This is a genomic window from Arthrobacter sp. SLBN-53 (assembly GCF_006715585.1).
GTDB lineage: Bacteria > Actinomycetota > Actinomycetes > Mycobacteriales > Mycobacteriaceae > Mycobacterium > Mycobacterium neoaurum_A.
In genome coordinates this window covers 4,227,277-4,239,241 of the sequence record NZ_VFNN01000001.1, presented here as the reverse complement: position 1 = coordinate 4,239,241, position 11,965 = coordinate 4,227,277, and the positions used below count along the sequence as shown (strand labels likewise).

Sequence of the window (11,965 nt, the reverse complement as noted above, 5' to 3'; positions counted from 1 at the left end):
AGTTCACCTGACTGTGCCACCTATTTCGCAGACCTGTTTTCAGTTCTTCATCTGCGGGCAACGACGGCCCGTGAGAATCACGCGCTCGCCAAGGCCAGAACTGCCTGTACAGCAACGCCGGCACCACGCAATGCCCGTACCGATTCGCACGCTGTGGCACCGGTGGTGACGACATCGTCGACGAGGATCACCGCGCCGACCACCGGGCGTGTCACCCGGACCCGGCCCGCCAGGTTGCGCTGGCGCTGGGAACTGGACAGCCCGACGGAGTCCTTGGCGAAGCCCGTCAGGCGCAGCGCTCGGATGACCGTGACACCGGTGAGGTCGGTGGCCGCGGCCGCGCCCACCCGCGCCACCGGGTCCCCGCCGCGCCGGCGCGCGGACAACGCTCGGGTGGGTGCGGTGACGATGGTCAGCGGGGTCTCGATGAGCCCCCAGCCCAGCAGACGGCACAGGCCGATGCGCAGGGTGTGGCCCAGTGGTGCCACCAGGTCGGCCCGGCCGTGTTCCTTGACCGCGATGATCGCGTTGCGGCGTGCGCCGGCATAGCGGCCCAACGCCAGCACCGGCACACCGGGATCGAGGCGGGGCGTGACCACCAGTGGCTGGGCGGCGCGGGCGCGCAGTTCGGCGGCACACGCCGCGCACCAGCGCGTCGATGGCGCACCGCACCCGCCGCATTCCAGCGGCAGCATCAGATCCAGCACACCCGCAAGTGTCGGCGCAGGGTCCGACAACCTGAGACCGACAACCCGGGATGGCTCTAGCCGGGCAGTACGGGTACCGCGCCGGTGACCATCAGCGGCCCGACCTCCGACCAGGTCAGATCGTTGTCGGCTGCCGAACCGGACAGCTGCAGGATCCCCCTGCGGTCGGCCACGTAGACCGTCGAGGGATTGGCCGCGACTACCGACATGGGCACCGCAAGGTTGCCGTTGGGCCCGTCGGAGTTCACGCCGTCGAGATTCACATAGGACACCGGGTGCGCGGCGTCGGTGCGGGTGACGACGATATCGTCGCCGGTCCGCCAGGACAGTGACACCGCGGTGTCACCGAGCCCGAAGCCCAGCCGCCGCGGATAGGTCAGCGCGTATCCCCCACCGGGGGTCTGTTCCACCCCGGCCAGGATCACCTGCCCGTTGATCACCATGGCCGCGCGGGTGCCGTCGCGGGAGAGCTGCAGTTCGGCGATGGCGCCGGGGAACTTGGTCGCCACGGCGGTGGAATCGACCGGGATGCGCGCCGGTTGACCGGACGCGGCCTCCTGCAGGACCCGTACGACGTTGACGCCGTCGACGACGACCCAGATCGCCTCGTCCAGCGACCAGGTCGGTCGGGTCAGCGAACGGCCGTCGAGTGCCTGCGCGGCATCTCCGCCGACCGGTCCGATCCACAGCGAGGACGCCATGTCGGGAGCATCGCGGCGCAGCACCACCACCGAGGCCACCTGCTGGCCGCTGCGCGAGAGGGCCGCGGCGGTCTGGTCGCGCAGCTGCCCGAACGGCCCCGGCACCCGCGGCGCGCGTTGACCGTCGAGGTACACCAGTGACCCGCCGACCAGCGCGTGCAGGCCGGCTCCCGCGCCGTCGGCCGCGCCGGGGTCGCTGGCCGCGACATCGGCGGTGTCCCAGCCCTGGGCGAACCGGTCGTCCAGCGCCGCGCCGTCGGCGTTGATGACGTAGGGACCGTTGATACCGGCCCGCGCGAGAGTCCAGATGATCTGCGCGGCAAGCAGTTGGCGGGTGTGCGGATCGGTGGTGGAGAGATTTTCCAGATCGATGCGCGCGCCGCCGTAGCCGCGGCCCACCCCGGTCTTGCTGCCGTCGGCCCGGGTGACCGGCCCGCGCAACCGCAGCGGGGCGGCCAGCAGATTACGCACCGTGTGCGCCATCTCGGGTCGCGGCCCGGTGATCATCTTCGACATCAGTTCGGTGGCAAGCTGATCGGAGTCCGACACCGCGACGTAGCGCGGGTCGGGCACCACCGTGTTGCCGGTGGGATCGGTGAAGTACAGCGTGTTGCGACGGTAGGTCTGCTGGAACTGCTGCCAGTCCAGGAAGACCCCGTTGGGCAGCCGGTCGATGCGCCATCCCCCGGGTGTCTGCACCAGCTCGATGGGTCCGGGATCGGGCAGCGCACCCTCGGCGGTCTCGAACACCCCGACATCGGACAGTGATCCAAGGATGTCGGCCGCCATCGTGACCGACACCCGGTCCGGTCGCCGTGTCTCGGTGAACACCACACCGTCGATCAGCAGCGCGCTGCCGGCGTCATCCCAACCGCGCGAGGCGGATTCGGTGAGGAACTGCCGGGCGGCCAGGTGCCGATTGGCGGGATCGGCGGTGGCCTTGAGGAATTCGCGGAGCAGCACATCGGGCTCCATACCCGGCGACGGTGTCGGCAACCGTGGCGGCGCCGGACGGTCGACGGTGCCGATAGCCTGCGGCGCAGACGAACTCGGCACCCCGGCGCAACCCGATGCCAGCAGCGCGGCGGTGACCAGCATGCTCAGCACCGCCAGGACGCGTCTCATACGCCCTCCGATTCGCGATCGCGCCTGCCCCGCTCGGCTGAGCTGTCCTTGGTCCGTGCCGCGACGTTGACGGGTTTGAGCGGCAGCGGGCTCGTGGTCACCTTGTGCCCGCGCACCAGCGGCAGTGTCAGCCGGAAGCAGGCACCGTTGCCCGGCTCACCCCAGGCCTCCAGTCGGCCCTGATGCAGCCGGGCGTCCTCGATGCTGATGGCGAGCCCGAGCCCGGTCCCCCCGGAGCGGCGTACCCGCGACGGGTCCGAACGCCAGAAGCGACTGAACACCAACTTCTCTTCGCCGGGGCGCAACCCGACACCGTGATCGCGGACGGTGACGGCGACGGTGTCCTCGTCGGCGGCCATCCGGATCTCCACGGGCTTGCGCTCGGCGTGGTCGATGGCATTGGCGATGAGGTTTCGCAGGATGCGCTCGACCCGGCGGGGATCGACCTCGGCGATGACCCCGTCGGCGGGCATGTCGACGTCCAGCTGCACGGCGGCGTCGGCCGCCAGGTGCCCGACGTTGTCCAATGCGCTCTGCACGGTGGAGCGCAGATCGACCGCCTCGACCGCCAGTTCGGCCACCCCGGCATCGTGGCGGGAGATCTCCAGCAGGTCGGCCAGCAGCGTCTCGAACCGGTCCAACTCGTTGACCATCAGCTCGGTGGACCGCCGCAACGCCGGGTCCAGCTCATCGCTGTGATCGTGGATCAGGTCGGCGGCCATCCGGACCGTCGTGAGCGGGGTACGCAACTCGTGGCTGACGTCGGAGGTGAAGCGGCGCTGCAGATTACCGAACTCTTCGAGTTGGGTGATCTGGCGTGACAGGCTTTCGGCCATATCGTTGAAGGAGACCGCCAGCCGGGCCATGTCATCCTCACCGCGCACCGGCATCCGCTCGGTCAGATGACCTTCGGCGAACCGCTCGGCGATGCGTGAGGCCGACCGCACCGGCAACACGATCTGCCGGGCGACCAACAGTGCGATGGCGGCCAACAATCCGAGCAGCACGATGCCGCCGGTGGCCATGGTGCCGCGCACCAGAGCGATGGTCGATTCCTCGTTGCTCAGCGGGAAGATCAGGTAGAGCTCGAGGTTGGTGACCGTCGAGCGGGCCGAGGCGCCGGGGCTGCCGACGATGAGGGCGGGTCCGGAGAACCCGTCGGTGTGCACACCCGCGTACTGATAGCTGACCTGGCCCGCCTGGACGAAATCCCTTAGTGCGGTCGGAATCTGCTGTACGGGTCCGGCCGCGGTGGCCGCGCGCGGGCCGTCACCGGGGACGACGAGCACCGCGTCGTAGGCGCCGGCGAGCCCGGGCCCCGCATCGGCCTTGCGATCGATCAGGGTGTTGCGGGCCAGCTGCAGGCTGCTGTCCAGCGATCGGGTTTCCTCGCCGCTGACGATGCCGCTGACGGTGTCGCGGGCACGCTCGATCTCCTCGGTTGCCGCCCGCACCTTGACTTCCAGGATGCGGTCGGTGATCTGGCTGGTGAGCACGAAGCCCAGCACCATGATGACGGCCAGGGACAACCCCAGCGTCAACGAGACCACCCGCAGCTGCAGGGACCGGCGCCAGGCGAAACTGACGGCCCGGCCGAGCGCACCGAGTCCGCGCCACACCGGGGACGGCCCCCGAAATCGGCTGCGGACCCGACGTCTGGAGCCGAAGATCACGAATACTGCCGTTCGGTCATCACGACGGCGGTGCCGTGAACGATCACGACGGCGGTGCCGTGAACGATCACGGCGGGCCGGCCTTGTATCCCACCCCTCGAACGGTCAGCACCACCTGCGGATTTTCCGGGTCGGTCTCGACCTTGGCCCGCAGCCGCTGCACATGCACGTTGACGAGTCTGGTGTCGGCGGGATGCCGGTAACCCCAGACCTGTTCGAGCAGCACATCGCGGGTGAACACCTGGCGCGGTTTGCGGGCCAGCGCCACCAACAGGTCGAACTCCAGCGGGGTCAGCGAGATCTGCTCACCGTTGCGGGTGACCTTGTGGGCCGGCACGTCGATGTCGATATCGGCGATCGACAGCATCTCGGCGGGCTCATCGTCGTTGCGGCGCAGGCGCGCCCGCACGCGGGCCACCAGCTCCTTGGGCTTGAACGGCTTCATGACGTAGTCATCGGCGCCGGACTCCAGACCCAGCACCACGTCCACGGTGTCGGTCTTGGCCGTCAGCATCACGATCGGCACGCCCGAGTCCGAGCGCAGCACCCGGCAGACGTCGATACCGTTCATGCCGGGCAGCATGAGATCCAGCAGAACCAGATCAGGACGCAGCTCACGCACAGCGGTGAGCGCCTGGCTGCCGTCGCCGATGACGGCCGTGTCGAAACCCTCGTTGCGCAGGACGATGGTGAGCATCTCGGCCAGTGACGGGTCGTCGTCGACGACCAGGATCCGTTGCCTCATGGTGACCATGGTGTCACCACAAGGCGACAAAACCAGGGTGCCACGCGGGGTGCTGGGCGGTGAACCTCAGGCCGTCGTCATGCCCGCGGCCAGCGCCGCCGCCTCGACGTCGGGTCCGACCACCATCCACCGCCCGCCCCAGTCCGCGGCGGCCAACTGGGCGTACACCGCGCCGGTGCGCCGCTGCAGACCACCGTCGCGCTCATAGGCGTCGCGCGCGCGGTCGGCCTCGCCGGCCGCCCGGCTGATGGCACGCTCGGCGGCCAGCTCTACCGGAACATCGAGCAACACTTGATAATCCGGGGCAGGCAGGGCGAAGCGCCCGTATTCCAGGTCGCCGACCCACTCGACCACGTCACCGGCGCCGTCCTGGTGGAGCCGGGCGGCACTGTAGGCGGCGTTGGAGGCGACATAGCGGTCAAGGATCAGCACATCGTGTTCGGCGAGCAGGCCCCGGATGTCGGCGGCAGCCCCCGAGCGGTCCAGCGCGAACAACATCGCCATCGCATAAACCGACTCGGCGAGGTCACCGTGCCCGCCGTGCAGCGCCTCGGCGGCCAGATCGGCATGGATCGACACGCCGTAGCGCGGGAACGCCAGGGTCGTCACGGACTTGCCTTCGGCCTCGAACGCCGCGCGCAGACCGTCGGTCAACGTTCGCTTGCCTGCCCCGTCGAGGCCCTCGATCACGATGAGCACGCGGCGAGCGTAGCCGACGCGCTACCCGCCGAACACCCATCCGAGGATCGTCAGCCCCACCATCGCGAACAACAGCAATGCGGGCACGACGGTGGTCAGCGAGGTCGCACCGAGCACCGCGACCACCAGCCCGCAGGCACCCGCCAGGGTGAGGAAGATCAACCGCAGCGCCACGAGAATGTGGCGGGCCGACGCCGCCCGCAAGACCGCCGACGGGACCATCCGCAGTGTCCAGCACACCGCCGCAATCGGCGCCGCGGCCAGGATTGCGGTGAAAACCCTTGCCAGAACTGTCGATTGGCCTTGCTCGTGCAGCGTGAAGATGGCGAACATCGCCGCGGCGAGCAGCACCGTTGACGCCGTCGCCATCCGCAGCACGCGGGTGATGGCCAGCGCGATGTTGCCCAGCGCCGTCTGCGCCAGTCCGGGATCACACCGCATGGCCTGCAGCAGACCACGCAACGCCGCGGTGTTGGTGCCCCACCGCAACCGACTGACCGCCAGATTGTGGATGGCCAGCCCATGCCCGGGATCGATCCGCAGCGCCGCCAGGTAGTCCGGTTCGGCGGCGGCCAGTCCGCTCACCTTCTGTTGTAGGTCACCACGCAGCACCCAGGCATCCGCCGAGGCCGGGGACAGCCGCAGTGCCTGGTCGACCACGGCCAACGCCTCGGCGTGCCGATCGGCCTCCCGCAGCAGGCTGGCGTAGGTGTATTGCGCCAGCGGCGAATCGGGGTGGGCGGCGGCGGTCTGCCACGCCAGCGTCAGCGCCTCCTGCACCCGGCCCTGACCGTAGAGCGTCAACGCCTGTGTCCCCCTGGCGGCGATATCGTCAGCCACTGATCCCCCACGGTGTCGCCGATTCCGATGTCCGCACGACCTTAGAACTGGCCGCAGTTGGGTCTGGTCGGCACCCCGTTGAAGCGGTCGGCAATCCACTGCATCGCGGGCTCACCGTCGACGAGCATCGGCAGCGCGTGGTTGACGACGGCCTTGTTGAGGAAAGGCGGTTGCTCGTTGGTGCGGAACTCGACGTCGGCCCCCTTGGCGCACCAGTCCTTGCCGAGTTGGACCGATGGCGCATACGGCACCAGCGGATCGAACCGGTTGTGGTTGATCATCACGGGCGCATCGGGTTTGAGCGTGCCCAGCTTCTGCAGGTCGAGCAGCCCGCGGAACTGGGGGTCGGTCAGCAGGACGTCGATCGGGCCGTTGAAGTAGGGCTGCAGATGCCGGAACATGAACTTGGTCAGCGTCTCCGGGACGCACTGGTCTCTGGTCTTGTCCACGAAGTCCATCCCGCGCGGGGTGAGCAGTCCGCGAATCTTGCCCGCCACCTCCGGGTAGGTCTGGAACACGCTGTTGAGCGCGTAGCCGATCACCCCCACCAGCGCGCTGCCATCGGCGAACGGGATCAGTGCGGCCAGGTCGGCCGGCGGCGCTCCGGCATAGGTGCCGACGATATCGAGTTCGGGGGCGTAGGCCGAGGCGAGTTCGGCCGCCGAGGCGGCCGCGCCGCCACCCTGGGAGTAGCCCCAGAACGCCACGGGACCGTCGGGGGGCAGCGAGGTGTCGGGCAACGCCTGCGCCGCGCGCGCCGCGTCGAGCATCGCCTGTCCCTGGGACAGCCGGTTGACGTAGGTGTGGGTGACCCCGATGGTGCCCAGGCCCTCGTAATCGGTCATCACGATGGCGAAGCCGCGCGCGACCATGGTCGCCACGAACATCTCCTCGTAGTTGAAGGTGAAGTCCAGATACGGCGACCAGTGAATGCCCTGGTTGAACCCCCGCGACGGTGCGCACTGGTCCCCCTGGCCCTGGGTGCCGGGGCCGTAGACGATCAGCGGCCGCGGACCCCGGCCGGGCCACGGCGCCCACGGCTCGAAATAGGTGCCGGTCACCACATCCGGGTTGCCGCGCCCGTCGGTGCTGCGATACATGATGCGGGTGCCATTGGCCATGATGTGGCCGAGCTGGCCGGACGGCTCGAGCACCAGCCGGGACGGTTCGGTGCGCACGAGCGCACCCGGCGGCACATCCGGCAACGGATTCGGTGGGGTGTAGAAGGCGGTGTATTCGTCTTCGTTGTAGTACGGATACCAGTCATCGGCATGAGCCAATCCGCTTGTCAGACAACCGATGACAACCCCGAAGGACATCACGACGAACAGCGCCCCGGCCCGAATCACTACCGGACAGTAACAAAGAGGTCGCCGATTGACCACGGATTCGTTACGTTTCGTCCGACGGCCAAGGTGTAACGCCCCCGGCGCGCTCCACCGCCGCGGATCACCCCGGACAGCAGGACGCCGCGACGGCACATGCGGCCGTCGCGGCGTCTACTGCTACTTCAGTTGGGTCGAGCGATCAGTACCGGTAGTGCTCCGGCTTGTACGGACCCTCGACGTCGACGCCGATGTACTCGGCCTGATCCTTGCTGAGCTTGGTCAGCGTGCCGCCGAGTGCCTCGACGTGGATCTTGGCGACCTTCTCGTCGAGGTGCTTGGCCAGGCGGTAGACCTCGTTGTCGTACTCGTCGTTCTTGGTCCACAGCTCGATCTGCGCGATGACCTGGTTGGAGAAGCTGTTGCTCATCACGAACGAGGGGTGCCCGGTGGCGTTGCCCAGGTTGAGCAGGCGGCCCTCGCTCAGCACGATGATCGACTTGCCCGACTCACCGAAGGTCCACTCGTCCACCTGCGGCTTGATGTTGATCCGGGTGGCACCCGAGCGCTCCAGGGCGGCCATGTCGATCTCGTTGTCGAAGTGGCCGATGTTGCCGAGGATCGAGTGATCCTTCATCGCCTTCATGTGGTCGAGGGTGATGATGTCCTTGTTACCGGTCGAGGTGATGACGATGTCGGCATCGCCGATCGCCTGCTCGACGGTCACCACGTCATAACCGTCCATCAGCGCCTGCAGGGCGTTGATGGGATCGATCTCGGTGACCTGGACGCGGGCGCCCTGACCGGCCAGCGACTCCGCGCAGCCCTTGCCGACATCGCCGTAACCGCAGATCAGCACCTTCTTGCCGCCGATGAGGGCATCGGTGCCGCGGTTGATGCCGTCGACCAGCGAGTGGCGGGTGCCGTACTTGTTGTCGAACTTGCTCTTGGTGACCGAGTCGTTGACGTTGATGGCCGGGAAGGCCAGTTCACCTGCGGCGGCGAACTGGTACAGCCGCAGCACGCCGGTGGTGGTCTCCTCGGTGACACCCTGGACCGACTCGGCGATCTTGGTCCACTTGTCCTTCTCGGTCTCGAAGCGCTCGCGCAGCACGCCGAGGAAGACCTTCCATTCGGCCGAGTCGTCCTCTTCGGCGGGCGGGACGACGCCGGCCTTCTCGTACTGTGCGCCGCGCAGCACCATCATGGTGGCGTCGCCACCGTCGTCGAGGATCATGTTGGCCGGCTCGTTCGGCCAGGTCAGCATCTGCTCGGCGGCCCACCAGTACTCCTCCAGCGTCTCGCCCTTCCAGGCGAAGACGGGGGTGCCCTTGGGCTCGTCGACGGTGCCGTGCGGGCCGACGACGATCGCGGCGGCGGCATGGTCCTGGGTGGAGAAGATGTTGCAGCTCGCCCAGCGCACCTCAGCACCGAGCGCAACCAGCGTCTCGATCAGCACGGCGGTCTGCACGGTCATGTGCAGCGAACCCGAGATGCGCGCGCCCTTGAGCGGCTGCACGTCGTGGTACTCGCGGCGCAGTTCCATCAGACCGGGCATCTCGTGCTCGGCCAGACGGATCTCCTTGCGGCCGAATTCGGCGAGCGAAAGGTCGGCGACCTTGTAGTCGATGCCGTTGCGGACATCGGCGGTCAACGCAGTCATAAGTGGTCAGAGCCCCTTTTGTGTCGTTCGTCATCACTGGAGGCAGGCCTGCACGATACGGCGCGGGCCATGCCGAAACCCGTAGCCTGCGGGCTCGCGGGACAGGGCCAACGGATCATCGACGGCGCTCTGCCAGCTACGGGGTATCGCCTTACACCGTAGCCGAAAACGCCGCTGTCCAACCCCGTCCCCCGTCGGCGGATACGCCGACGGTCTGCGATGCGGTTTCGGCGTATCCGCGCCGGGGTACCAAGCCGCTCGCGTTCAGCACAGAGCGGGAGGTCGACCATGCGTGCTCACCCGGCCACCCGCGACGGCGACACCGTACGCCGGTCGCTGATATCGCTGGCCGTGCTGAACTTCTTCCTCGCCGACGCCCGCGACGGCCTCGGCCCGTTCTTGGACGCCTTTCTCGCCACCCGCGGCTGGTCGTCGGTGGCGCTCGGCGCGATCGCCACCACCGGCGGATTGATCGGGCTGGTGGTCACGCCGCTGTTCGGGGCGCTGGTCGACGGATCCCGGCGCAAACGCGCGCTGGTCGCCGGTCCGGTGGTCGTGGTGACGGCGGTCGCGTTGCTGACCCTGATCGCCCCGACCGGACCGATCGTGTGGGTGGGCCAGGTCGGCACGGCGGTCGTCGGCGCCGTCATCGGCCCGGCGATGATGGGCCTGACCCTGGGGTTGGTCGGCGAACGGGTCTTCGGCAGGCAGGTCGCCCGCAACGAATTCTGGAACCATGTCGGCAACGTGGCCTCGTTGACCGCGGTCTTCGTCCTGGTCTCGCTCTACGGGGATCGGGCGATCATCGGGCTGATGCTGGTGACCGCCGCCGGTGCGGTGCTGGCCGCGTTCTGCGTCTCGGCGTCGGACATCGACCACGACACCGCGCGCGGCCTCGCCGGTCCCGATGGCGATGGCGATGGCGATGGCGATGGCGATGGCGGTGGCGGTGGCGGTGGGGAACGTCCGTCGGGCCTGCGGACACTTGTCACGACACCCGGGCTGGTGGTGTTGGCGCTGGTGTTGTTGATGTTCCACTTCGGCAATGCGCCGATGAGCAGGCTGATCGCCCAGGACTTCGCCATCGAACTGGACACCCCGTTTCGCACCACGGCCATCATCACCGGGGTGGCCCAGGTGTCGATGATCGCCGCCGCGGTCGCGGCGCCGGCGGCGATCCGGCGTTTCGGGTTGTCCACGGTGCTGCTCATCGGCCTGTGCGCGCTGCCGGTCCGCGGACTGATCGCCGGTACCGTTCCCGGCTTCTGGACGATCTTCCCGGTGCAGATGCTCGACGGGGTCGGCGCCGGCCTGGTCGGCATCGTCACCCCGGTCGCCGTGGAGCGACTGTTGGCGGGCACCGGGCGCTTCAACGTCGGTTTCGCCGCGGTGATGACGGTGCAGGGTGTGGGGGCCTCGCTGAGCAATGTGATCGCCGGGGCCGTGGTGTCCGCGCGCGGCTACCACGCCTCACACCTGTTGAGCGGGTTGATCGCGGTGACCGCGATCGCACTGTTCCTGCGTTACCGCAGATTCATCGTGCGGCCGGACCACGAGAGCCTCGACGGCGTCACTGCGGTCCCGGGTCGATGACGCCGTAGCGCTCGGCGAACGGGGACATCAGGCGGGCCAGATCGCGGGCGACGTCATGATCGGCCTCCGGCGGCATCGACACGTAGCTCATCGCCAGCCGGACGATGGCGCGGGCAAGCACCCCGGCATCCTCGTCGGTGGCCTTGATCCAGCTGCTCTGGAAGGTGGAGGTCAGCCGCTGCGAGCAGCGGCTGATGATGGGCCCACTGTCGGTCGTGATGATCTGCAGCAGGTCGGGTTTGGCCTCACCGTTGAGCAAGGAGATGACCAGCGGATCGGACGCGGACTCGAAGAAGAAGGCCCGGAAGCCCTCCAGGAACGCCTCGTACACCTGCCCGATGTTGTTCGCGATGGCCGCATCGACGGCGTTGACCAGGCGGTCGGCCAGCCGCAGGGCATACCCCTGCGCCAAGCCCTGTCGTGAGCCGAACTCGTTGTAGATGGTCTGTCTGCTGATGCCCGCGGCCCGCGCCACATCGGTGAGCGTGATCGAGGACCAGTCGCGCACCAGCAGCATCTCGCGCATGCCGTCGAGGATCGAATCGCGCAGCAGCACCCGCGATGCCTCCGCATACGGCACGCGGGTGGCGCCGGACCGCGGTGCGTTCATGACCGCGACCCTATAACTTTCGCGCCGATCCGTTGCGACCGTCACGGCCGGGCGATCTCCACCATGTCGAAATCGGACTTGGCCGCACCGCAGTCGGGGCAGCTCCAGTCCTCGGGGATGTCCTCCCAGCGGGTGCCCGGCGCGATACCGTCCTCGGGCCAGCCCTTGGCCTCGTCGTACTCGAATCCGCATTGCACGCAGACGAACAGTTTGTAGTCCATGTCATTCCTTCCGTCGGTGTCGATGGTCTGGTGTCGATGGTCTGGTCTCGATGCTCCCAGCCG

Annotated in this window: 11 protein-coding genes; 1 reads left to right on the top strand and 10 read right to left on the bottom strand. The window is 68.3% G+C overall.

All coding sequences use genetic code 11. From position 1 onward, the window contains the following. Positions 1-77: 77 nt before the first annotated feature. The 8 genes from FBY28_RS20360 to ahcY form a co-directional block, all read right to left on the bottom strand. Positions 78-707 (bottom strand): ComF family protein, encoded by a 630-nt coding sequence (locus FBY28_RS20360; RefSeq protein WP_141869106.1) that lies wholly within the window; start codon positions 705-707, stop codon positions 78-80. 56 nt (positions 708-763) lie between these two features. Beyond that, positions 764-2,533 (bottom strand): MtrAB system accessory lipoprotein LpqB, encoded by a 1,770-nt coding sequence (gene lpqB, locus FBY28_RS20355; RefSeq protein WP_141869105.1) that lies wholly within the window; start codon positions 2,531-2,533, stop codon positions 764-766. Then, complete coding sequence (gene mtrB, locus FBY28_RS20350; protein ID WP_023985437.1) at positions 2,530-4,206, bottom strand: MtrAB system histidine kinase MtrB; 1,677 nt, start codon at positions 4,204-4,206, stop codon at positions 2,530-2,532. The genes lpqB and mtrB overlap by 4 nt, the downstream gene beginning before the upstream one ends. A 67-nt stretch (positions 4,207-4,273) precedes the next feature. Then, positions 4,274-4,960: a two-component system response regulator MtrA gene (gene mtrA, locus FBY28_RS20345; RefSeq protein ID WP_019514701.1), complete on the bottom strand. Its 687-nt coding sequence runs from the start codon at positions 4,958-4,960 to the stop codon at positions 4,274-4,276. Positions 4,961-5,017: 57 nt separating this feature from the next. Next, positions 5,018-5,650, bottom strand: coding sequence for a dTMP kinase (locus tag FBY28_RS20340; protein ID WP_141869104.1), 633 nt, complete (start codon positions 5,648-5,650; stop codon positions 5,018-5,020). Between the two features lie 21 nt (positions 5,651-5,671). Next, a complete protein-coding gene (locus FBY28_RS20335) occupies positions 5,672-6,490 on the bottom strand; it encodes a tetratricopeptide repeat protein (protein ID WP_160145514.1) in 819 nt (272 codons plus the stop codon). A 41-nt stretch (positions 6,491-6,531) separates the two neighbouring features. Next, complete coding sequence (locus FBY28_RS20330; RefSeq protein WP_216847854.1) at positions 6,532-7,839, bottom strand: lipase family protein; 1,308 nt, start codon at positions 7,837-7,839, stop codon at positions 6,532-6,534. Between the two features lie 178 nt (positions 7,840-8,017). Continuing rightward, positions 8,018-9,478: an adenosylhomocysteinase gene (gene ahcY / locus FBY28_RS20325; RefSeq protein WP_141869102.1), complete on the bottom strand. Its 1,461-nt coding sequence runs from the start codon at positions 9,476-9,478 to the stop codon at positions 8,018-8,020. 288 nt (positions 9,479-9,766) lie between these two features. On the opposite strand from ahcY, the gene FBY28_RS20320 reads away from it, so the two are divergent. Then, positions 9,767-11,071 carry an MFS transporter gene (locus tag FBY28_RS20320; RefSeq protein WP_141869101.1) on the top strand — a complete coding sequence of 435 codons (1,305 nt, stop codon included), beginning with the start codon at positions 9,767-9,769 and terminating at the stop codon, positions 11,069-11,071. Here FBY28_RS20320 and alkX read toward each other — a convergent pair. Together alkX and FBY28_RS20310 are read right to left on the bottom strand one after the other, a co-directional pair. Next, positions 11,049-11,681: a TetR family transcriptional regulator AlkX gene (alkX, locus tag FBY28_RS20315; protein WP_141869100.1), complete on the bottom strand. Its 633-nt coding sequence runs from the start codon at positions 11,679-11,681 to the stop codon at positions 11,049-11,051. The two genes, FBY28_RS20320 and alkX, sit on opposite strands and share 23 nt — an antisense overlap. Before the next feature lie 41 nt (positions 11,682-11,722). Continuing rightward, complete coding sequence (locus FBY28_RS20310) at positions 11,723-11,902, bottom strand: rubredoxin (protein WP_019514708.1); 180 nt, start codon at positions 11,900-11,902, stop codon at positions 11,723-11,725. Between the last annotated feature and the right edge of the window lie 63 nt (positions 11,903-11,965).

Coding starts and splice junctions, on each gene's coding strand:
- lpqB (WP_141869105.1), bottom strand. CDS start 2,533: ATGAGACGCGTCCTGGCGGTGCTGAGCATGCTGGTCACCGCCGCGCTG.
- mtrA (WP_019514701.1), bottom strand. CDS start 4,960: ATGGTCACCATGAGGCAACGGATCCTGGTCGTCGACGACGACCCGTCA.
- ahcY (WP_141869102.1), bottom strand. CDS start 9,478: ATGACTGCGTTGACCGCCGATGTCCGCAACGGCATCGACTACAAGGTC.
- FBY28_RS20320 (WP_141869101.1), top strand. CDS start 9,767: ATGCGTGCTCACCCGGCCACCCGCGACGGCGACACCGTACGCCGGTCG.
- alkX (WP_141869100.1), bottom strand. CDS start 11,681: ATGAACGCACCGCGGTCCGGCGCCACCCGCGTGCCGTATGCGGAGGCA.
- FBY28_RS20310 (WP_019514708.1), bottom strand. CDS start 11,902: ATGGACTACAAACTGTTCGTCTGCGTGCAATGCGGATTCGAGTACGAC.